Source organism: Gardnerella coleohominis (assembly GCF_002896555.1).
Taxonomy (GTDB): Bacteria; Actinomycetota; Actinomycetes; order Actinomycetales; family Bifidobacteriaceae; genus Bifidobacterium; species Bifidobacterium vaginale_F.
On sequence record NZ_MNLH01000005.1, the window covers coordinates 1 to 23,586 of the forward strand.

Consider the following 23,586-nt stretch of genomic DNA (forward strand, 5'->3'; position numbering starts at 1 on the left):
TGGCTCATAGTTTTGCCAGTAAGAACTTGGTTAACCATGCAAAGCTCTTGCACGGGATCCCAATACCTATGTTTTTTAAAACGTGGTTTAAGCACTTCAAACCCGTTAGCTTCTACTAAACGCGTCCAATACGCGACAGTATGACGAAAATTATTCCTACTAACAGCGTCAGGTGTTGGTAATTCCAGATTTTGACGATATAGTTCAACACACTTCTTTTTAAACTCGTAACTATATTTACATTTTGACATGCGTTACTCCTTTGACTAGCAGTCCAGAAAAAGGGGTACATATCAACCAGATAAGTACACAAAGTCGGGGGAGTGTTCTTGGTTTTGTTTACTTAGGTAAATGTAGTTTCGGCGTGTCGCGAGAGAGTGGCGATATTGCAACGGTTTTGCAGATGGTTGGGGGAGCGCGGAAGAGTTTCCTGAGAGTTTCCTGGGAAAATTCTTGAAAATTCTTGAAAATTCATTTTTTAATATAAAAACAAGTTTGATACTGTATTTTTTACGGTTTAGGGTTTGTTTATCGTGTTTTATTAAAATATTTTATTTAAATTGTGGATAAGTGTGGGTTGATTGGCTCTTGACTTTTTCAAACGGGGGGGGGTATCTTAAAAGCAAACGTCAGCCGCCCTAGATTTTAAGGCTGGCGATACCGCGAATTGTTTCAAGACAATCGTGGTGCAAATTTTTCTTCGCATACCCTAGTGCGAAGGAGAAGAAGAAAGGAAATTATTATGTTAAATAAGAAGGCTATCGCCGCTCTCGCTGCTGGCGCCACCCTCGTTTCTGGTTTGGCTTTCGCCACACCATCTTTCGCTGCTGAGACTCCAAAGCAGGCAACCTGCACTGTTGACCAGGATAAGGTCGATGATGCTAATAATGCTTTAGCTGAGGCTTTGGCAACTAAGTCAGCTAAGAAGGTTGCTCTTAACAAGGCTAATAAGGACTTGAAGACCGGTAATGAGCAGCTTGGTAAGGTTAATAATCTTAAAAAAACTAAGGAAGATGCTGATAAGGCTAAGGAGGATGCTGATAAGGCTGTAGCTGCTTCTAAAGCTGCTGATACTTCTGCAGAGAAGTTGGAATTGAAGGCTAAGGCTGCCGCTGCTGCTGAAGCTGCTACTAAGGCTCAAGAGAACTTGACTAAGGGTTTGTCTGATGCTGCTAAGGCTCTTGGTGATGATACCTTGGATGCTGTTGAAAAGGTTAAGACTAAGGTTGCATCGCTTAAGACTGCTGTACATGATGCAAAGGTTTCGCTCGACGAGGCTGAGCAGGATGTTAAGGATGCTCAGGCTGAGCTTGCTAAGGCCGAGTGCAAGACTACCCCAGCTCCAGCTCCACAGCCTGGTCCACAGCCAGGTCCAAAGCCTCTTCCAGATGTTCCAAGCATTCCATTGCGTGATATGGATCATGATCAGATTCGTGCTTTGACTCGTCTTGAGAACGCTTACGTTGTGTTGAAGAAGGATCAGGCTGCTTTCGAGTCCCTTCATAGCGAATATTTGAAGTCTAAGGCTAATTATTACTCTGCTCTTGCTAAGTACCAGGCTGTTGATAAGGAGTATGTTGCTGCTCAGCAGAAGGTAGCTGATCTTAAGGCTGCTGGTAAGGAAGGTACTGACGCTTATAAGGCTGCTCTTAACGATGAGCAGGCTGTTAGCGCTCGTTACACTGCTGCTCAAGCTTCTCTCGATGAGGCTGCTGCTGACTTCCAGGCTAAGACTGTGGCTGTGAATGCTGCTGCAGATAAGTTCAATGCTGATTTGGTTCTTTACCGCAACGCTTACAACAATGCTGTAGCTGTTCGCGCTAATGTTTCCGGCTTCCCGAAGCCAGATGATGTTGCTAAGGCTCCTACTTTCGGTGTTCCAAACCAGGTGAAGGAAGCTGCTAAGAAGGCTGAAGCTAAGAAGGGTGCTGTTAAGAAGAGTGGCGCTGCTGCTCCATCTGGTGCAAAGCTTGATACCAAGGCTGCAGCTGCTGCTTCTGCTGCTCCTTTGAGCAAGACTGGTGTTACCGTGATGTTCACTGCTTTGGCTGCTTCCATGCTCGCTGGCATCGGTGCTGCTGTTCGCAAGTTCCGTCACTAAATAGTTTTCACATTCAACTTGTGGCGTGGAGCGTGTGTTTCACGCCACTGCTCGGACTGTTCATGTTTTAAGTGTTTGCTGGTTTGCCGTTTACCTTTTCTTACTGGCGAGTGTTTAGAGTGTGGTGGTTTGAGTGTTGAGTGTTGATACTGGTTTTGTTTTCCGCTAGGGACGGGTAATGATTCCAGGTTTTGAAAGGCTTACTTCGGTAAGCCTTTCTTGTTTATATGCAAGCTTTTTGCTTATAGTCCGGCTTTTACTTTTGGGCGAGTGTTGGTAAGCGTTAGTAGGCCTTAGTGAATTCCATTCAAGTATTTGGCGTGTTTTCATTCATGTATTTGGCGGAATTCTGTTCCGACGTTTGGCGGGTTTTTATTCCGATGATTGGTGAGTTTTCATTCCGACGTTTGGCGAACCTTGTTTACTTACTGGGTACATAAGCGCGATGACCTGCTTGAGTGATTAAAGTTCCTTTGATGAGTGAGCTGACATAGAGCGGAAGTCCAGTGGACTCCCGCCGTCAGCGAAGTAATTAGTTTTTACTGTGGCGGTGAGGAATAAGGATTACTTGTCTCGCAGACGTTACGCTCTCGTACAGTACATGGTTTTTATGCTTGTGCTACTAGTCTTTAGATTCTTAGTTAAGTTTTGATTCCAAATAGGATTGGATTATGTGAAGGTCTGTTTAGAATCGCTCCACTCTTATATTGCTCGACCAAGCAATCCTTATCCCTCACTGCTACTTGGTATGCACACATGGGCGAAAAATCTTAAATCTCTGCCTAACTAATAGCATTGCGCTCTTTAAGGGTTATTTTGGGAATTAACCCTTTTTTAATTACGTCTTTTTGCAATAAAAAAGACGATAGATTTTATCTACCGTCCATATTTAAAAATAAATTTACTTATTTTTTATAACGTCATTTAACTCTTTCTCGTATTCCTTGAGAGCATCGATGATTTTATCAAATGGTATCTTTTCCCCAAACAACATATTTTTCATGCTGTCATAGTCTTTTGAAAAGACTTCTAGTCCTTCTTTTGATGGTATTAACTTTAAATTACCATTCATAATATCGTCATATTTCGCCCAGTTACTTGCATAGAATTTTTTCTTAAAATCAATGACTGTCTTTAATAGTTTTATGTTTTCAAAACTCTTTTCCCTAATATCAGTTAGGAGCATTTTATAAACATCGTAAAAGTGTCTCGAATATCTTGCGGGATAATTTCCATTTATTCGATTTGCTTCTCTATGAAGTATAGTAATTTTCTCAAAAAAGGTTCTTAAACTATCTACCGCAACAACTTCTATATCTTCATTGAATGCTTCCGGGTATGCTTCTTCGATATAAGTTTTTATCTTTTTATTGCTTGCAGGAATTGGTTCTGCTAAACTTCCAATTTCTAATCTTATTACTTGTAGAATCGAGCTATCTTTATGATTTTTAGGATAGTTAAAACATATTGTCTGCCCGTCAAATTCGTCAATATAAAAACTATATGTTTTATTATCTAAAATTTTTTTAAAATCATTTTGTAGAATAGGAAGAAATTCATCGCGAAGAAAAACTTTTGTATCATCATTTAATTTATCATTGAATTTTTGTTGCTTTGTATTGCTTCTATCTTCATAAGGTTCTGTTTTTCCATATCCTAAAACCTTCCAATCCAACGCAAGGTCTATATCTTCTGAAAATCTTTCTATCAGTTTATAAACTTTAGATAGGCTCGTTCCTCCTTTAAAGAAAATAGAATTCCTGTACTTAAACTCGCTAAACAGGTATTTTAAAATCACACAAACCCACAAGTCCTTTTCTACAATAGCTTTTGACATGTTGAGTTTATCTGAAGTATTTTGTATAACAGAATCTAATTCATCATCTGATATCTCTAATAGTTTATTCATGGTTAACCTCCTGTATCTCTTCTAAAACTTCTTGTATCCAAAAAGGTAATCTTAAGGTATCTTCCTTTAAATCTTCTTTAATATTTTGGGAGAATGCAGCTAGTTTTTTAATATGTTTTTTATTGATATTATCTTTGCCCAATGTCTTAATTGCCTGTATGAGAATAGATAACTCTTTGGAATAAGATGTTATGTTCCTATTTGTAGTGTGTTTAAAGATAATCTTTTTTCCCCTATATAAATACTCTCTGTACGCTCCATCTGAAATATAAATATACTCGTTTGAAATTTGAGTTGATAGTCCTGTATAGTTTAGTGCTATATCTCCTGTAGGAGCTATTGTCCAAGAAAATTTATCTGCAAGTTTTTCAGCAACCTCGTTTGCATCCGGATAGGAATATTCTTTTAAAATCTTGCTATATTTTGGTTTGATATACAGTCCATCTATAAGCCTTGCAATTTGATTTTCTTCATTTAATCTATATAAGACAGACTTAATTGTGTTCTTTGTTCCAAGATTATAAAAATCATTAATAGAAAAGATTTTCCCCTGATTTTCTGACATAATATTTTCTATTTGATTGGTTATACGAGCCATATAAAACACCTCCTTGCACCCATAATTATACACTTTTGGGTGCAAAACTCAACTTTAAGTTACTCAGTAGGAAGAGATTTAAGATTTTCGCTCTGAATATGACTTTACTGACTTCGTCGCGCTTGATTTTGTGGACTTACATGCCGAATAAGTAAACGAATTCGGGGAAGGGTTCTTGATTTTGTGGACTTATGTGGCGTGTTGGTAAACAAATTCGGGGAAGGGGTATTACTTTTGTGGAACTACGCAAATGGGCTATCGTATGTTGCATAAAACGGCGATATTGCAAGGGTCTGAAGGAGTGATGAGCAGGGTTGGGGTGGGGGAGAATAAGAGAAACCTTAAAGAAAGCTGGGAAATTCATTAAAAAATTCTATGTACGGCGTGTTTTTAATAATTTCTTGTTTATTTAAAGAGATTCAATAAATTATAATGAAAATTAGCGTGCGTTCTATAAAATTTTGTAAAATATGCTAATTTAAAGCTGGAAGTAAGCTGGGAATTTCTGTTGAGTTTTCTTAAAGCATAGAGTATCTTATAACTCAGCAACCGGTTGAATCCCTAGTTCGACTGGTGCTAGCGGGAAACCGCAAAAGGCAAATTGTTCTTCGCATACCCTAGTGCGAAGAAGAAGAAGAAAAGGAAAAATATCATGTTAAATAAGAAGGCTATCGCCGCTCTCGCTGCTGGCGCCACCCTCGTTTCTGGTTTGGCTTTCGCCGCCCCAGCTATGGCTACTTGCCCAGTGCCTGCACCACTCATGAGTGTTGCTAAGGCTGCTACTAAGACTGCTTACGATAAGTATACTACCGCTAAGGCTGCTTTGGATGCTATGACTGTAACTCCTAAGCCAGAAGCGCTTGCTGGTGCACTTAACACTTACATTAATGTAACTCCTGATCCTAAGACTGGTTTAATTTCTCTTAAGCCAACCGCTACATCAAGTACTCTTACATACGATGTTTATGTAAAGGTTAGTGGATATGTTGAGGCTTTCAATGCTAACGTTAAAGAAACTAGGGCTAAGGAAGCTAAGCAGGCTGAGGTGAATGAGCTTCGTGATAAGTATCTCGAGGCTAAGGCTGCAGAGGCTTGCGCAACTCCAGATCCAACTAAGGATGAGCTTAATCGTGCTGAGATTAAGAAGGTTTACGACGCTAAGCAGGACTTGGATAATAAGGAAGATATCCTTAATAAGAAGCAGAAGGCTTTCGATGGTGCTTTCAAGGCTTTGAATGCTGCTACTGCTGAGTTTAAGGCTCGTAAAGCTGCTGTTGATGCTGCTAAAGCTGCTATCGATAAGTTCGATGCTTCTGGCGTGAATGATTCTGCTGCTCGGGATCATTTAGTTGATGTTTACAATCGCGCTGTCGCTCATCTTACTCGCGTTACTGCAGCCCTTGGAGATGCTCAGAATGCTTACGATGATGCTTTGAAGGATGTTAAGAAGGCTGTAGCTGATTACAATACTGCTTTAGAGTATTACAAGGCTGTTTACAATGAGGCTATTGCTATGGGTATTAACCCAGCTGCTTTGCCACCAGTTGTAACTGCTGATCCTTTGGCTCCAAACTTCCCAACCGTTCCAGGTGCTCGCGATCTTTATTCTAAGTCTTTGAGCGGCGAGTTCGGTAAGGATGTTCAGGCTGCTGCTAAGAAGACTCAGAAGGCTGCTCCTAAGAAGGGTGAAGCTAAGAAGGAAGCCGGTAAGAATGGTGCCGCTGCTCCAGCTGGTGCAAAGCTTGATACCAAGGCTGCCGCTGCTGCTTCTGCTGCTCCTTTGAGCAAGACTGGTGTTACCGTGATGTTCACTGCTTTGGCTGCTTCCATGCTCGCTGGCATCGGTGCTGCTGTTCGCAAGTTCCGTCACTAAATTTAATTATTGCAAACATAAACATTTAATTTATTAATTTACGTTTTGCGTTTGCTTTAATCTAATTAGCGTGTGGTATGAAACTATTCAGTTTTGTGCCACACGTTTTTATTATTTCCGTAGCCAAAGTCAGCATCCAAAGTGCGAATATCGCTCAGCCAAACTTCCAAGTCAAACTCCTCAATATCTCCCTATCTTGTGTTTTTATGATGTGTTAACAAAGATATTTTGTAGAATATATTTAATGCAGGCAAATTGTTGCGTAATAAAAATTGTTGCGTAATAACCCTGATAGACCGTTGAATCCGTAGCCCCTCGTAACTAATTGCAAGGAGGTCGTATTATGAGCAGAAAGCCTGTTGTGCCGCGTTTTACATTAACGCAATCTGAAGCTAATTTACTTATTGCAGAAACTAAGCGTGCTGTTGAGAAGGTTGTTAATATGCCTGCGCAGGGCGTGCATAATGCTGAGTTTCATGTTAAATCAAAAGAAAACTCGTTTACTATCGCTTTGTATAGGGGAAGAATAAATGCAAATAAGCATACTTTATCAGCGCGTACTTCATCAGCGCGTACTTTATCAGCGCGTATTAGTGTTTCTGGTATACCGCTGATTCGTTTGTGCGTGAATGGTTCTACGCATACTAATCCAGATGGAACAAGGGTTGGTGGCACGCATTGGCATATTTATCGTGAAGGATTTGATGATTCTTTTGCAGTTGCAGCGAATATAAATTCGCCTGACTTCGTTCGTGATACAATACTGTTACTCGATAAATTCAATGTAATTCAAAAGCCAAAGTTCCAAGGTGCATTATTATGAGTGCAAGTAGTGTAGCGTTTGATGTTCCCGCTCTTCTTGATGACTATACGTCATGGTTGCGTAAGTCTTCTGCCGTTGAGCGAGTTGGCGAATGGAATGAGGTCACCTTGCCTTTTCTTGATTGCTCTGGCGACGACCTTGTTTTTTATGTGCGTATTGATCGTAGTAACAGTGTTGCTTTTACTGACGATGGTTATACTTTTGCTACTTTGAATCATAAGGGTGTGAGTATTACTGAAAAGCGTTTAGAACGTATGCAGTGCTTGGCGCGCAGGTATGGTGTGAGTATCACAAATAAAGGTGAAGTTACTCTTGATGCTGAAGATAGTTACGCTAATGCTTTGAACCGTTATGCTCAGGCTCTTTTGTCGTTGAATTCTATGACTGAAGTTTCTCGTAGGCATGTGGCTGAGTATTTTGCTGATGATGTTGCTAAAGTGTTGGAATCTTGCAATGTTTATTGCACCGCAAATGTGATTATTCGCGGTGTTTCTGGATATGAACATAGTTTTGATTTTTTGTTCCAGCGTAGCGCAAAATATCCTACTAGATTCTGCCATGCTCCTAATAAGTTTGATAAAACTGCTGTTCGCGATATTATGTGGAGTTGGCAGGATACTTGTAAAGCAAAAGAACGTGAAGGTTCTAAGCTATTTGTGATTGGCGATGATAGGGATCATCCTTTGCAGACTGCTGCTTTGGAAGCTTTTGAAAACTATGGCGTGGAAGTTATTCCTTTTTCTAATCTTGAGGAACGAGCTTACTTATTGCGCGCGGCTTAATACTGCATTTTACTTCTACTCTAAACTTTAGGCTGTAACGCTGAACTTTAGATAAATAAAAACGCTGGCGGCTCAAAGCAACCAGCGTTGATTATTCTTAGTAACTATTTAAGTAACCATTTAATAACTATTTAAGTAACCATTTAAATAGTTACCCTATAATCCAAATATTTTAGCTAAAATTCTCAGCCTTCTACAATATCCGCATTAAGGCAAGTCTTAAAGTGACGCAAAGCCCATTCGTGACCTGCAGGATCAAAGCTTGCAACTGCATCTTTGTGAACCACAATCTTAAAACCAAGATTATACGCATCAACCGCAGTGTGAAGCACGCAAATATCCGTGCAAACTCCCACCAAATGCAGCTCCTCAATATGGCGTTCGCGCAGCTTAATCAGCAAATCCGTGCCATTAAACGAAGAGTAGCGAGTTTTATGAATGTAATACACGTTGCTTTTATCTTTATTCGCCTCATAAAAATCACCAAGCGTGCCATATAACTTCTGGCCGTGAGTTCCGGCGATATTATGAGGTGGGAAAAGCTTAGTTTCAGGATGATACGGATCGTTCAAATGATGCGTATCAATAGCAAAAACCACGAACTCGCCAGCGTCAAGAAATTCCTGTGAAATCTCAGTAATACGCTTCTCGAGCTTTTGCGCAGGCTCGCCTACAGTCAGCGAACCGTCGCTTGCCACGAAATCATTCGTATAATCAATGTTAATAAGGGCTTTATTCATACCTACTCCTTGTATGAAATTTGCAGAATAATCGCTAGCACAATTATCGCTAATAGCATTACTTCTGGCAGTATTACTGCAAATAGCACAATCGTTTTAGTTACAATATTCCGCATTCTTAATTGCTTGATTTTATTTCAATTGATAGCCCAATTATCAACTCAATTGTTGGCCCAATTGCAATCGGCGCAATCCTTAATACTCAAAGAATACTCAAAGCTCACTTGCTTCTGCGCCGATTACAATTATTTAATCACTACCTTGCGGCAAATGTTGCGCTTTAGCGATTTCTCGTCAGCTCGCTTACGACACGCTACCTAAGTACACAAAACCAAGCAACCCTTCTTGCTTTTGTTTACCAACACGCTACCTAAGTAAACAAAACCAAGAATACTTCCCCGACTTTGTTTACTTAGAGCACTGATAAGTACACAAAACCAAGAATACTTCCCCGACTTTGTTTACTTAGAGCACTGATAAGTACACAAAACCAAGAATACTTCCCCGACTTTGTTTACTTAGAGCACTGATATGTACCCCTTTTTCTGGACACATATCCCTTTTTACTTAATCATATCGTCTGCGTGGATGCTTTCCTGCATTTAACAGGAGGCACCCACCCAGTCTTCTTCTGTATTCTCTCGTTATTGTAATAATAAATATATTCCCTCATTGCTCGATCAAACTCTTCAAACGAAGCATACTCATGCTCATGCCCGTAATACATCTCGTTTTTAAGCCTACCGAAAAATGATTCCATAATACCATTGTCATAACAGTTAGCCTTACGACTCATAGACTGAATAACCCCATGTTTTTTCAAAACACTCCTAAAATAATCATGCCTATACTGCCAACCCTGATCAGAATGAAATATAAGCCCTTCAACCATTCGGAAACGTTTAAAAGCCTTATCTAACATGCGTCTAATCTGATTTAAATCAGGATGCAATGATAAATCGTAAGCAATAATCTCATTCGTATGCATATCAAGTATTGGCGAAAGATAACACTTACCCCACGAGAAATTAAACTGTGAAACATCAGTAGTCCACTTCTGCAAAGGAGCAGTAGTAGTAAAATCACGGTTAATAATATTATCCGCGACTCTACCAACCTCACCCATATACGAGTTGTACTTCTCTTTTGGCCTTTTTCCAACTAACTGCATGACATGCATTAAACGTTGAACACGTTTACGATTCACCTTATACCCACGGTTTACTAACTCCTTATGCACTCTTCTAACACCATACCTGCCTTTATGATGCTCGAATATTTGCCGTATAACCTTCATTAACTCTTTATTTCTTATCTCAACCGCGTCTACTTTCCCTATCTCGAAATAGTAAGTAGATTTAGCCATTCCAATGATAATAAGAAGATATTTTAATTTATGTCCTTGCTCACGGAGTTCTTTGATAACTTCTGCTTTTTCGCCTTGAGTAGAGCAGCTTGTTTGGCTCTCCTCAAGGCGCTTAATTTTTTTAGTACTTCAATCTCTGTTCTAATAAGCTCGTTTTCTTCACGAAGAGACTTAAGTTCTTCACGCTCACTCATTGTTAAAGGATCATCATTTTTCATGTTTTTACGGTTCATACAAGGCTCTTTTACTGGTTTTTTACGAGTATGTTTTACTAAACCACTATAACCTTCCGTTTCGTATATTCTCACCCATCTTCTTAATTGGCCTTCCAGTAACCCGTTCTCGATTGCGACCTGGCTCATAGTTTTGCCAGTAAGAACTTGGTTAACCATGCAAAGCTCTTGCACGGGATCCCAATACCTATGTTTTTTAAAACGTGGTTTAAGCACTTCAAACCCGTTAGCTTCTACTAAACGCGTCCAATACGCGACAGTATGACGAAAATTATTCCTACTAACAGCGTCAGGTGTTGGTAATTCCAGATTTTGACGATATAGTTCAACACACTTCTTTTTAAACTCGTAACTATATTTACATTTTGACATGCGTTACTCCTTTGACTAGCAGTCCAGAAAAAGGGGTACATATCAGGGTACATAAGTAAACAAATTCGGGGAGGTGTTCTTGGTTTTGTTTACTTAGAGGGTACATAAGTAAACAAATTCGGGGAGGTGTTCTTGGTTTTGTGGACTTACGGGGTACATAAGTAAACAAATTCGGGGAAGGGGAAGCTCGCTTGTAAGCCGATTTATAGGGCATTGGTAAAGGAATTTTTACGATTATTGTTATTTTTGAGAAAGTAATATTTTTTGTAAAGTATGTAGCGTTTTTTGGGTCATATAAGACTATTTTGTAATATTATACTGTCTTTACCTCATTGTTTCAACGGTAATAAGTATCCAAATAATGGAATTTTTTTCGTATATTAAGTAAATTAAATGTTAACAAAGTATTTTTTAATCATTTCTTAATTACATACATGTTAGTAGAAATTGGCTAAAATACGCCATTTTGAAGTAATAAATCCCGTTTAATGATATTTTTGCAATGACCAAATATTGGACTAGAAAATTTTCTTCTTAAAGATTGGTGCTATTGTTCCGAAAATATATTTTCATAACTGATGTGGGTGCGACTTTCGAAGTGTTGTTTAGGTTTTGTACGAGTAATGCGAAATTGTTTGCGATACTTCCGCTGGTTTCGCTGATTAAGCAAATAAGCCAGAATTAGCCTATAAGCCAGAGCTAGCTAGTACTAGTCGGAGTTAACTAGCTGTAAGTCATAGTTAGCAAATAAGCCAGCATTTCGTTATGAAAATATGTTCATACCCATTCGAGAGGAGATTGCTATGAAGTTCAAACGAACGTCATATCTGACTCGTTTAGCAGCATTAAGTGTGGCCGCGGCGACGCTTATGGTGCCGCTTGCTGGATCATCGGCTTATGCGGCAAATGCTAAAGACAATAGTGCTGAGAAAAATAATCTCACGCAAGTCGTAAACCAAAAAAATAAGAAGAATAAAACTACTAAATATCTTGATCCTAAGATTGTTAGCAGAATAGTTAATAATCCGTTTAATAGGACTGGTTCTTCTAATAAGCCTGTAACTGTTATTGTTACTTTGAAGAAACAGCCAGAACTTCCTTCGAAACAATCTGAAAGCAGTAATAAAGCTGACCAGAATCGTCTTATTGGAAAATGGTCTTCAAAATATGGCATGACAGTACGTCGCCAATTTGGTTACCTGATGAATGGTTTTGAAGCAACATTACCAGCTAACAAAGTTGCGGCTTTACGCCACGAACGCGAGGTAGCTTCTGTTGCGCAAGAACGTTTGTATTACCCTCTTGAAAATTACGCTCGCGGATTGCAGGGTGTGAATGAAGAATTTAAGAAGCGTGGACTTGATGGAACTGGAATGCTTGTGGCTATTATCGACACTGGTATTGATCCAAGTCACCATGATATGAAGCTTGATTTTAAAGCTGAAAAAGTTCGTAAGATTAAGAACACGTTCCCGTCTAAAGGTGTAAAGTTCACTAATAAAGTTCCTGCTGGCTTCAACTATGCTGATGAAAACTACACTATTACAGATAGTGGTGCAGAGCAGCATGGTATGCACGTTGCTGGTATTGTTGCCGCTAATGGTGATGATGAGAATAAGCCAGCTGATAAAAACGGTCATATTAACGGCATTGCTCCAAATGCTCAGTTGCTTGCAATGAAAGTATTTTCGAATAAGCCGGGAGCGCGCGGAGCTCGTGATGCTGATATAGTTGCTGCAATCGAGGATTCTGTAAAGCTTCATGCAGACGTTATTAACATGTCTCTCGGCTCAGATAACGGTTTCGGCGGAACTTCTAACGCTACATCTCTTGCTTTGAAGAAAGCTCGTGAAGCTGGTGTGCTTCCAGTTATTTCTGCAGGAAACTCCGGTTTAAGCTTCTCTACATCTGGAGGAACTAATGATGCGTTAGGAAAGTGGGATGATGCAACTCTTGGTTCACCATCTTCTTATCCTGCTGCTTTCAGCGTTGCTTCTGTAGAAAATTCTTATATTATTCAAACCGCTGGTTCATATACAGATAAAACTAATAAGAAAACTGAGATTCCTTACTCTATAGCTACAGGTAAAGCTGATGGTAAAGAACATGAGATTGTGAATATCGGTCTTGGTAAAAAAGCTGATGTTCAGAATTTGGATCTTCACGGAAAGTACGCTTTAGCTGAACGTGGCGAAATAACATTTACTGAAAAATTCCAGAATGCTATTGATAAAGGTGCTGAGGGTGTAATCGTTTATAACAAAGCTGGCGATTCAGCACAGTTCCTTGGCATGGCCGGAATTGAAAAGTTCAAATGCTTTGGAGCATCAATTCGTCGTGAAGATGCTTTAAAGATTGTTGATGCACTCAAAGCTACTCAAAGTGGTACAGTTAAGGTTTCCTTCTCTGATAATACAATGAGCATTGCAAATCCTGATAAGTTGCATCCTTCTAACTTTACTTCTTGGGGCCCAACGCCAGAACTTGATTTTAAGCCTCATATCGCTGGTATCGGCGGTAACGTGTGGTCAACTCAGAACAACAACAAGTACACCAATATGTCTGGTACTTCTATGGCTGCTCCAAACGTTTCCGGTCTTTCAGCGTTGGTAATGGAAAGCTATAAAAATCGCTTCCCTAATCTTTCTCCAAAAGATCGTGCTACTCGTGTTGAACAAGCCTTGATGAATACGGCTGAGATTCTTAATAATTCAAGCAATGTACCATTTGCTCCTCGTCAGATCGGCGCTGGTTTAGCTCAGGTCGATAAAGCTGTTGCTACTAATGTGATTGCAACAGTCGACGGCAATTCGTACGTGGCTTTACGTCAGGTTAATGGAAATCGTAAGTTCACTGTTAAATTGCACAATTATGGGGATAAACCTGTAACTTATGAAGTTCCTAAGCAAAATGTTGTTAATGAATCTAATAAAGCTGGTGAAGAAACTACTACTTCTATTAGCTCAGAAACATTAGTTTCTTCGACTAATACAGTTACAGTAGATCCTAAGTCAGAAAAGGAAGTAGAGTTTACATTAACTCCAGACGTGACTCGCGACCATTATGTTGAAGGTTGGGCGCGCTTCACTTCAAAAACTGACGGAGCACCAGATTTGGCTGTTCCATATCTTGGATTTGTTGGCAATTGGGTTAAGGAGCCAATTCTTGTAAAGCCTGGTGAAGAGTATCTTCAAGATGCAATTAATATGACTACTTCGCTTATTGCCGAAAGTTCTTTCGGTGATGTGCAAGTTAATGATGAAGCTCCTGGTCATTTAGAATTTTCTCCAAATAGTGATGAGTTTTTCGATAAGATACGACCATCATTAGCATTATTCCGTAATGCAAGTTTAATACAGTATTCTGTTTTGGATAATTCTGGTAAGACTGTTGCAGAAGTAGGTGAGGAACATAACGTTTCTCGTTCTAATTTCTCAGAATTATTACATGATCCAAGAACTTACGATAGTTCTATTGATTTTGATGGAACTATTTATAATAAGACATCTACTGATATTGCGCATTGGAGCAAGAATCTTCCTGATGGCAAATATATTTATCGAGTAAAAGCTTGCTTGACTAAGGATATGTGCCAGACGACTGATATGCATTTTAACCTTGATACTAAAGCTCCAACCGTTACAATTAGCGAGCCTGATCAAAATGGTGAAATTACCATTACAGCTCATGATGAATTAAGTGAAACGTTGAGTGAGCCAGGTGTAAGAGTTAATGGTAACAGTGGCTATGTCAAGGTTGATGAGAAAGACTGCAGTGAAACTCATGACGCAAATGGCTATACTCGCACTTGCAAAGTTAATGTAGGTAAGGATGCTTATTACGTCAATGTCAGTTCGCATGATGGCGGTTTCAATGAAACCAGCATTTCCAAAGTGTTCAAGGCATTTGCTAATAAAAAGATTCTCATAAATAATGAGGTTAATCTTAAGCATGTTGGCATTAGTGATGTTACTGCTAAAAAAGATAACGGTGTGACTAAATACAGCATCGGAATCTCTGGACGCATTGCTGATGGTTGCAAGGATGTGAAAGCTTATGTTCAATCAGGAACCGATACAGAAAAAGAATTAGCTGTTAACATGTATGGTTCTGAATTTAGCTTTACTGCTCCTATTAAACCGGGTGATAATACAATAAAAGTTAAGGCAAAAGGTTCTGATGATAAAGAAGTAGTTGAAACTCTTGTAACTAATTTCGACGAAAAAGCACCGACAATTAAACTAACTAATGCAGATAGTAATGGGAATGTAACAATTGACCAAACTGGTGCAGTAGAAGTTAAAGGTGAAGTTAAGGACGAAACTACTCCAAAGCAGAATCTCACGCTTACTGTTAAGTATAGTAAGGATGAGGTTGTTGGCGGTGAAGTCCAGACTGAACAAGTGGAAGATCCTGTAACTGTTGCTACTGATGGCTCATTTACTGTCAAAGTTATTCCATCTGCTACTACATATTCAGTTACTTTGGTTGCTACTGATGGAGTTAACACCACTACTCAGAATGTAGGTTTCGCTAATCGCGTTATGCCAACAAAGCCAAAGCCTTATAAGATTTCACTGAGTAATGCTAACAGCATAGGATCATACAACTGGATTGTTCCTGGAAATAGTGGTACTTCGCTCAATTCATTTACCGCAAAAGGTAAAGTAAGTAACAAAGCTACAGAACTGCTATTTACAAAAGCTAATCGCGTTAAAGATGATGGCTCTGGGTATGAGGATTATGATTCTATAGCGGCAACAATCACTAAGTCCACTAGTGCAAATGCTGATTCTACATTCACGGTAACTCTGCCAATGCATCCTGGAATAAATGACTTTAGGATGATTGTTAAAGAGGGAAGTGATGTGGTATTAGATACTCCTGTTGCTTTCTATTTCGACAGACAGGCTCCTGAAGTAATGTTTAGTACTCCAAAGTTGTATGGCGGAAGAATATTCACTAATAAAAACACTGTGAAATTCAAGGGTGTTATTAGTGATGATTTTGCTGGCTATACTCTTAAGATTAATGATCTTATTGCTTCAGACAACTTCAGTACTGACTCTAAAGGCAAAGAAACTAATTCTCAGAGCTTCGATAGAGATGTTGAAGTTAAAAATGGAGAGTTTGTGTTAATCCAAGCCATCGATCAGATGTCTAGTGCACTGTATGGTCGTGCTCCTGTTGTTGTTGATAAGGATGCTCCTTCTGTGACACTTGGAATAAAGGACAACGATCATGTTGAAGCAAATCGTAAGATTTCTGTGACAGCTAAAGATGATCATTTGAAGTTATTGCGAGTTAATGTTGATGGTAAAGAAGTAAATCATGCAAGTAAAGGTCTTAAAGAAACGGATATTAAGCTGAGTAAGAATAATCCTTACGATGCTACTTTTGCCAATCTGAAAGATCTGAAGGATCCGCTGAAGGTAGATGTTGATTTCAATTCACTTGCTGCCGGAAAGCACTTAATCACAGTTGAAGCTGTTGATTATGCTGGTAACGTTGCAACGAAGAATACTTCCGCAGAATTCGTCGTTGAAAAGAAGCCGAATGATAGTCATGAAAACGATCATGGTTCCTCTTCTGTAACTGTCAATCCTCCTTCCGCTTCAACTCCAGCGCCTACAGCTCCTGAGTCTACTGCAAAGCTAGATCAGTCGCTTGAGGGAAGCCTTGTTGCTGGTGAACATATGAATGATGTTGTTCGCGCTGGTAAGAGCAATCCTGTGAAGTTGTATTTCGCTGGCATGGATGCTGCTAAGGGTGATGCAAAGGCTGGCTCTAAGGCTGGCTCTAAGTCTCACAAGGTTAAGTCCTCTTCTGCTACTAGCGAGTTCATCAAGGAACTTCAGAAGAACAAGGTTGCCTACGCTTATGCTTACATGTATTCTTCGCCTGTGTTATTGAAGGGTGCAGATGGATCTAAGTATGTGAAAGTAACTTTGGATGAGAATGGTCAACCTCAGTTTAATGTTGTGATTCCAGCTGGTTACACCGGTAAGCATACGATTGTTTTGCTTAACGATAAGGGCGATCAGCTTGCTTGGGCTGATGTGTGGGTTGTTCCTTCGGATGCTACAGCATTTGATGAAACAGTTGCAGAGATTAACCTGAAGTATTCGGAGAATCATTTTGGAACTGGATCTGGTAACGGACTTGGAACTGGATCTGGTAACGGATTTGGTACTGGTTCTGGATTCGGCACATTTACTGGTACTACTTACGTTGGCACAGACGGCGATGCTTCTGACGGTTCCGCTGACGCAAACGGTACTGCCGCGAACGGTGCCAATGCTAATTCCGCTGACGCGAACTCTTCTGATGGTGGTAAGTCTGCTGCTGCTCAGAGCGCTAATAATTCTGCGATGGGCAAGACTGGTGTTGATTTGATTCCAGTGTGCATGCTTGTTGTAGCGTTGTTTGCTGCCAGTGCAGTTGCTGCGATTTCCCGCCGCGTGAAGGTTCATGCCGGTAGCGAGAAGTAATCAAATGGGTATGAACAGTTAATCAGATAATTTAATAAACTAAAATGCTCCCCACTTTCAATCGAAAATGAGGAGCATTTTAGTTTTGTTTTTGGAGAATAACCCGTTCTTGTTCCCGTTCTTGTTCTTGGTTTTGTTTACCAACACGCACCCTAAGTCCACAAAGTCGGGGGAGAAGCTTGTTTGTTCACTCGCTTACGAAACTCGCGTTGTAAGTCTAAATGTACCGCTAGTGTATTCGATCGCGTGTTACAGCGCACCACTAAGCAACAACAGTGTCTTTGTCTGGCTCTGGCTTCTTCGTTGGGTCAAATCCTGAAACAATAAACACAACCTGTCGCGCAGCTGCAACGCAATGGTCGCCAATTCGCTCAATAAATCGACTAAGCAGTACAACGTCAATTAGCTGTCTGCGTGTGCCGCTCCAATCTTTGCTTTCTACGAGTTCAAAAATCTTTTCATGCAACTTATCAAGCTTGTCATCGCCTGCAATAATCGACTCCGCTATTTTCACATCGCGCTTAGAAATCATGGTTGTTAAGCGTCCGGAAAGCTCTTTCAAAAAGTCAATCATCTCCACTATCGTTTCGCGCGATTCTTCTGAGATTGCAGAATCTGGCCATGTTCGTCTTGCAATTTGTGCTATGTGACTCGTTAAATCACCCATGCGTTCAAACGTCGCCGCCAATCGCATAGTAGCCACGACTTCTCGTAAATCTGTTGCAACTGGGTTCTGTCTTGCTAGCAAAACCAGGCATTGGTCAATAGTGTTTGCTTCCAAAGCGTCTAAATCTGCATCCCTGTCTATTACGGTTTGCGCGGCGTCCAAATCTTCATTGACTAACGCGCTTCCGGCATCATTCATAGCACGCGACACAAGCTCAGCCATTTGTTCGAGGTTTGTAGCTACTGCTTTCATCTCTTCGTTGAAAATCACTCGCATGGTTAGTCCTTTCTTTGGTTTGCAAACATCCTTATATGCAGACGTACTTATTCATTATAAACTAAGCTTGCAATATGCGACGTGTATTGCCATGACGCACATTACTATTCTGTACAATGTGATAGCAAGTGATAGCAAGTGATAGCAAGTGATAATTAATCAATAGCAATATGAAAAGAAATATGAGATTATTATATTATGCCTATTGATTCTTCTACATTGGTTTTCATAGCATTCGCAGTGCTTGCTTTATGCGTGCTGCTTGGGCTTTTTATGCTGATGGCAGATTACGTTGCTGGCATTTTCCGTGGCATTTTTTGTTGGATTTTTTGCAAATTCTCCAAAATTAATGTGCAGAATATAAAATTTAATAATTTATTTAGATTTATATCAGTTAGGCGCACTAAATTATCTGATCGCGATAATGTTTCAGATGATGTGAGTAATGATGCGCAATTTGTTCTCGCTATGTTGCATACGGCGACAATTGTTGTTGATTCAGATGATGAAGTTATTCGCGCTAGCTCCCAAGCTTATACTCTTGGAGTTGTGGTTGATGATGCTATCGTACAGCCGCGCGTTCTTGATGCAATAAGCGTTGTACGTAAGAAAGGCGGAAGTGAGCGTTTTTCGATTGTCACTTCTACTCCTGCTAAATATATTACGATTGAGGAAGATTCGACTTCTGCTTTCTTGTCTAATACGTCTAATTCTCCTAATTCTAATTCTTCAGATTCGTCTAATTCTTCAGATTCTTCTAACGCAGATTCTCCTTTAAATACAGCAAACTCCTTAAAAACTAGCGCTGCCACAATCACAAGACCTAATTGGCTTACTGTTACCGTTGGCGCGGTCGGCAAAGGTATTGTAGTCGTAATTATTGAAGATACGAGTGCAGAACATCGTTTTGCGCAAACACGCGAAGATTTCATTGAGAATGTTTCCCAGCAGCTTATTAGTTCAACGCGCACGCTTTCTAATCTGACTAATGTTTTACAAAATGAAAATGTTAGTACAGAAAAAATAAAGGATATCGCTCGTTCTACTGGCAAATCTTCTAAGCGACTTGAGCATATGCTGGAAGATTTACTGCTCTTAATGCGAGCGCAAAATCCTATAAATCCAGATGATTCCAATGTTTTGTCTATTGAAAACGAGTTGAATGAAGTTCAAAAGCAAGTTTCACCTTTGGCCTTAGATTGCAATGTAAAAGTGAAGATAGAATCTGATTCTTCTTTGAAAGTTTCAGGTTATGCTGATCAAATTTGTGCTGCTATTCGTAAATTAGTTGAGAATGCGATTATTTATTCTCGTGAAAATAGTGTTGTTTCTGTTTCTGCAAAGAAATCTAGCGATGGAAACTATGCTGTTATTAGAGTTGTTGATTGCGGAGCTGGTATTCCTTTAGAGGATCAATCGCGTATTTTTGAACGTTTTTATAGATCTAATAATCAAAATAATCGTAGTCAAGAAGGAGTTGGCTTGGGTTTGGCGATTGCAAAGCATGTAGCTTTAACTCATAACGGTAGCATCACTTTATGGAGTAGGCCTGGGCAGGGGACTACTGTGAGCCTTGCTTTGCCTTTGTATTCGCGATGAGTGAGATTGAGATTGATTCAAAAAAAGTAAGCTCAGGCAAGTTGGCGCGAGTAATTCGTGGGTGCTGCCCAAGCAGTTAGTATCATTTAGCTCAGGCAAGTTGGCGTGTATGTTTTTTATTTGCTACGCTATATCTTTAACAGATAGTCCAATGATGCGGTAGTCCAATGATTAGGGGACCCAATTGTTAGGTAGCCCAATGGTGGTAGCTGCTTAAAAGTTAGGAGGGTGATTGTGGCATTTGATAGCACGGATCTTAATATCGCGTCGGAAGATTTGCCTTTGTCTCATACCACTTTGTTTAAGCATGTTCCTTTGGATGAAGCTCGTGAGTTGTTCGAAAATTTGAGGCAATCTATTTATGAAAAAGGCGAAGTGATTTTTAGCGAGGGAGATAAAGATCACAGAATGTACTTGCTTGAGCGAGGTCGTGTTAAGCTAGTCAGACATTCTCGCGATAGTCGTGTCCAGTTATTGAGCATTCATACTAATGGCGAAATTATTGGTGAAATCCCGGTTTTTGATCCTGCTGGAGGTCCTAGAACTGCCTCAGCTATTGCTTTAGTGGATAATACGCGCGTATTGTGGGTGGAACACGATGTGCTTTTTGATTGGCTTGGCAAGCATCCTAAGGTTGCTGTGAGTATGTTGCAAGTTTTGGCAGCAAGACTTCGCGCTAATAATGAGCATATTTCAGATTTAGTTTTTATGGATGTTCCTGCACGTTTAGCTAAAACTATACTAAATTTGGCTTCTCGCTTTGGAAAGCCTGTTCGTGAAGGCTTGTTAGTTCCTTACGATTTAACTCAAGAAGAATTAGCTCAATTAGTTGGATCATCTCGTGAAACTGTTAATAAAGCATTGATGGATTTTGTTAATCGAGGATGGATTAAACGCAAAGGCAGGTCAATCATAATTTATGAGCCTGGAATGTTGATTCGTCGAGCTGAACGTTAGAGAAATTCAATGAAAGCGGAAAGTGGGCGATGAGGGACTCGAACCCCCGACATCCACCGTGTAAAGGTGGCGCTCTAGCCAGCTGAGCTAATCGCCCGCTTGAAATAAGATACATGAGGGTATGTACTAGAGTCAAGCTGGTGTCGAAATATTTTTTATTTCGTGTTTTGTTTTTAGTTTTATTTTTAGCTATATTTTTTACTTTTAGCTATATTTCGATTTCTATTTTTATTTATTACCTAATTTTTGAGCTGCAGGATGGAAGATTTTTCACATTTTTCCCAGATCTTATAGCTTCGAGAGCTTTCCACGCATCATCAAGTGTTGCTACTTTCACAACTCTTAATCCAGAAGGGATATGTCCTGCAACCTCATCGCAATTAGATTCTGGAGCCAAGAACCAAGTCGCACCGTCTCGTTTTGCTCCCAACATTTTTAATTGGATTCCGCCTATTGCTCCAACATTTCCTTTTTCGTCGATTGTTCCAGTTCCAGCGATTGTTTTTCCGCCAGTTATGTCGTATTTGTTTATTTTATTTAGTATTCCGAGACTGTATATCATTCCTGCTGAAGGTCCACCAATGTCTTCAATGTGTAAGGATATTTTCTTATTAGTAGTTGAAAGTCCTAATTTTTTCGCCTCGATTTTTGCCGCTTTTATTGCGGAATCTTGAGATGAAGTCATTTCTTCATTTGATTCTTTTTCATATTGCTCTTCTGTTTGACCGATTGGAACTATTGCTTCTCTAGGATCAAGTGTTCGTTCTGGATTCAGCCATGCTTTTATTGCGTTGAAAGTTGTTGTTTCGTATCCAGGAACTCCTGAAGTTCCAACTGTTACGAGTAATAATTTTCCAGTTTTTTTGGAATCTTCGATATAGGAATTTTTGATATCAGACTTTTTGGAGTCTGATTTTTTGGAATCTTTGATTTCTGACTTTTTTGTATCTGAATTTTCTATATCTATAATTTTTAATCCATTAATATCGCTTAAAACGTCTTGAGTTGGGCCAGGTTCTTCAATAACGTACGCGCTAGGAAGCATAAGAGCCAGTATTGCGACTGCTACAGCAATTATTCCAGCAAAATATCTAATTGAATGTTGAAAAATATATTGCGAAATTGATGTAATGCATGATTTAGCAATTATTATGCTTTTTTGCAATGCACGTTTAAAAATATTTACGAAAGACGGAAATTGAGCCATGCATACAATAATAGCCGACTGTGTGTTGTGGCGCGCGTCGAAACAATCGCGTAAAGTATAGCGATAGGATTATTTACGCAGGAGGTCAATCGTCGATGGCTCAGAAACCCAACACCGCTCGTAAGGTTTCAGGTATGGAACGAGTTGGAAAGCGTAAGTTTGGTTATAACGTATCTCAAGTTAATGAATTTCTTGAGCGTGCTCACAAATTGTACGTGAGCGACAATATGGACTTGACTCAGAAAGATATTCAAGAAGTATCTTTTGATTTAGAACGAGATGGTTATGTTATTTCGCAAGTAGACGCAACTTTATCTCGCTTGGAAAATGCAGTAGTCGATAAAGCTACAGAATACGATATTATGCATCGCGGCAGAGTCGTATGGAAGGCTGAGATTGAAGATATTTATAGGACTTTGCTTAAGCATGCTAAGCGTGCTGAGCGTCAACGTTTTGCCCCAGGCGAGCCAAAGCATCCTTCTTATGATCGCACTCAGGTAGATGAGTTAGTTAATCAAATCTTAGATAAGATTGCTATTTCATTAGGTCATCGCGCTTCGTGGGATACTGACGAGGATATTCTTAAAGAAATCACAGATGATTTTGTTTCAGATGTTGTTTTCACTCAGCGTGTTGGCAAGCGTGGATACGATGAGCGTCAGGTTGACTATTATTTGAATTCTTGCATTAGAGTATTAAGTAAGATTGAATCATATGAGCGCATTTCTAAAGATTTTGATATTAGTGCTTCTGATTTGCATAGTGCTTCTGATTCCTACAGCGCTTCTGATTCTGAAGAAAAACCGCAGTCTTCGTTTGATTTATCTTCTTTAGTAAAGAAAAATAATTCTTCTGATTTAGATTCTTTAGATTCTGATTTAAATAAAGCTAATTCAAATAATTCAGATTTACCATCGTTTGCCGCTACTCAAAGTGCTCAAAGTGCTGAAAGTAAGGAAAGTAAGGGTCATGCTGAGCCTACTATTCTCAGTACTTCTGCGCTTTTTGGTGATTCTGAATCCGACTTGTCTAAAGAAAATAATTCTGGTTCAGATTTGTTGAGCAGTTTTGCGCGTTCTTCCAGTGCTTCTGAATCTGCTTCTCCTGAAAAGCAAAGTATTTTTGCTCCAGTCAAACATGATGATGACGATTCTTCTGATACTGGTGATGACATGATTCAGAGCGCAACCGTTTTGTCTAATCTTCATAAAGCGTCTGCTCCGTTGCCTCCAGCATTCCCTCCAGCTCCTAAGAGGAGTTCAGTTTCGCATAATATTGATGAGAAAACTGTTAATAGAAATTCAGATTCTGCCGCAGCTTTGCCTCCTGAGTTTCCTCCAAGTTTCACTGCTGGTTCTGCTTTAGGTGCTGTTTCTGCTTCTAAGGCGGATGCTTCTAAGGATGCGTCTTCTGCTTCTGATGGATTGCATGATATCCCTGTTAGGAATTCCTTTGATTTTAACCAAAGTCAAAGTCTGAATTTAGATATTCCTGACTTGTCGTTCCCGATAATGAATAAGCTTGGATCATTTGATGATTCTTCTGATGATTCTGATTCAGATAGCGAGAACTGATAGGATTAAAGAATTCAT

The 23,586-nt window shown here is 39.6% G+C and carries 15 protein-coding genes, 1 tRNA gene and 1 pseudogene; 8 read left to right on the forward strand and 9 right to left on the reverse strand.

The genetic code is table 11. The annotated features are described in order from the left end of the window. A pseudogene (locus BFS05_RS05105) lies at positions 1-251 on the reverse strand (helix-turn-helix domain-containing protein); the annotation flags it as partial. Between the two features lie 491 nt (positions 252-742). Between BFS05_RS05105 and BFS05_RS05110 the strand changes: the two are divergent. Next, positions 743-2,101, forward strand: a complete 1,359-nt coding sequence (locus tag BFS05_RS05110) for a hypothetical protein (protein ID WP_103084913.1) — start codon at positions 743-745, stop codon at positions 2,099-2,101. Positions 2,102-3,002: 901 nt separating this feature from the next. On the opposite strand, the gene BFS05_RS05115 is transcribed toward BFS05_RS05110, so the two are convergent. After that, positions 3,003-4,010: a nucleotidyl transferase AbiEii/AbiGii toxin family protein gene (locus tag BFS05_RS05115; protein WP_103084914.1), complete on the reverse strand. Its 1,008-nt coding sequence runs from the start codon at positions 4,008-4,010 to the stop codon at positions 3,003-3,005. Beyond that, a complete protein-coding gene (locus BFS05_RS05120; RefSeq protein ID WP_103084915.1) occupies positions 4,003-4,608 on the reverse strand; it encodes a DUF6088 family protein in 606 nt (201 codons plus the stop codon). Before BFS05_RS05120 ends, BFS05_RS05115 begins: the two co-directional genes overlap by 8 nt. 652 nt (positions 4,609-5,260) lie before the next feature. Between BFS05_RS05120 and BFS05_RS05125 the strand changes: the two genes are divergently transcribed. From BFS05_RS05125 to BFS05_RS05135, 3 genes are all read left to right on the forward strand, one after another. Further along, positions 5,261-6,481, forward strand: a complete 1,221-nt coding sequence (locus tag BFS05_RS05125; RefSeq protein ID WP_103084916.1) for a hypothetical protein — start codon at positions 5,261-5,263, stop codon at positions 6,479-6,481. A 343-nt stretch (positions 6,482-6,824) separates the two neighbouring features. Further along, positions 6,825-7,304, forward strand: coding sequence for a DUF6978 family protein (locus BFS05_RS05130; RefSeq protein ID WP_103084917.1), 480 nt, complete (start codon positions 6,825-6,827; stop codon positions 7,302-7,304). Then, the gene (locus BFS05_RS05135; RefSeq protein ID WP_103084918.1) at positions 7,301-8,086 is read left to right on the forward strand and encodes a DUF1829 domain-containing protein; all 786 of its coding nucleotides are present in this window, start codon (positions 7,301-7,303) and stop codon (positions 8,084-8,086) included. Before BFS05_RS05130 ends, BFS05_RS05135 begins: the two co-directional genes overlap by 4 nt. Positions 8,087-8,271: 185 nt before the next feature. On the opposite strand, the gene BFS05_RS05140 is transcribed toward BFS05_RS05135, so the two are convergent. The 3 genes from BFS05_RS05140 to BFS05_RS05150 all read right to left on the reverse strand — a co-directional run bounded on the left by BFS05_RS05140 (position 8,272) and on the right by BFS05_RS05150 (position 10,797). Continuing rightward, on the reverse strand, positions 8,272-8,826 hold the full coding sequence (locus BFS05_RS05140) for a cysteine hydrolase family protein (RefSeq protein ID WP_004118531.1): 555 nt from the start codon (positions 8,824-8,826) through the stop codon (positions 8,272-8,274). A 571-nt stretch (positions 8,827-9,397) separates the two neighbouring features. After that, positions 9,398-10,309: an IS3 family transposase gene (locus BFS05_RS05145; RefSeq protein ID WP_146026734.1), complete on the reverse strand. Its 912-nt coding sequence runs from the start codon at positions 10,307-10,309 to the stop codon at positions 9,398-9,400. Further along, entirely contained in the window at positions 10,216-10,797 is a 582-nt protein-coding gene (locus BFS05_RS05150) for a transposase (protein WP_103084920.1), read from the reverse strand. The genes BFS05_RS05145 and BFS05_RS05150 overlap by 94 nt, the downstream gene beginning before the upstream one ends. An 803-nt stretch (positions 10,798-11,600) precedes the next feature. Here BFS05_RS05150 and BFS05_RS05155 point away from each other — a divergent pair. Next, a complete protein-coding gene (locus BFS05_RS05155; RefSeq protein WP_103084921.1) occupies positions 11,601-17,288 on the forward strand; it encodes a S8 family serine peptidase in 5,688 nt (1,895 codons plus the stop codon). 262 nt (positions 17,289-17,550) lie between these two features. Here BFS05_RS05155 and phoU read toward each other — a convergent pair whose 3' ends face one another. Continuing rightward, positions 17,551-18,231: a phosphate signaling complex protein PhoU gene (gene phoU / locus BFS05_RS05160; protein WP_103084922.1), complete on the reverse strand. Its 681-nt coding sequence runs from the start codon at positions 18,229-18,231 to the stop codon at positions 17,551-17,553. A gap of 198 nt (positions 18,232-18,429) precedes the next feature. Between phoU and BFS05_RS05165 the strand changes: the two genes are divergently transcribed. Further along, on the forward strand, positions 18,430-19,830 hold the full coding sequence (locus BFS05_RS05165) for a sensor histidine kinase (protein ID WP_103084923.1): 1,401 nt from the start codon (positions 18,430-18,432) through the stop codon (positions 19,828-19,830). A gap of 234 nt (positions 19,831-20,064) precedes the next feature. After that, complete coding sequence (locus BFS05_RS05170; RefSeq protein WP_180978614.1) at positions 20,065-20,787, forward strand: Crp/Fnr family transcriptional regulator; 723 nt, start codon at positions 20,065-20,067, stop codon at positions 20,785-20,787. 23 nt (positions 20,788-20,810) lie between these two features. On the opposite strand, the gene BFS05_RS05175 is transcribed toward BFS05_RS05170, so the two are convergent. Both BFS05_RS05175 and BFS05_RS05180 read right to left on the reverse strand, forming a co-directional pair. Next, positions 20,811-20,884 (reverse strand) — tRNA-Val (locus BFS05_RS05175). 138 nt (positions 20,885-21,022) lie between these two features. Next, positions 21,023-21,994 carry a YlbL family protein gene (locus BFS05_RS05180; protein ID WP_103084924.1) on the reverse strand — a complete coding sequence of 324 codons (972 nt, stop codon included), beginning with the start codon at positions 21,992-21,994 and terminating at the stop codon, positions 21,023-21,025. Positions 21,995-22,089: 95 nt separating this feature from the next. Between BFS05_RS05180 and BFS05_RS05185 the strand changes: the two genes are divergently transcribed. Beyond that, entirely contained in the window at positions 22,090-23,568 is a 1,479-nt protein-coding gene (locus BFS05_RS05185; RefSeq protein ID WP_103084925.1) for a DivIVA domain-containing protein, read from the forward strand. Positions 23,569-23,586 lie beyond the last annotated feature (18 nt).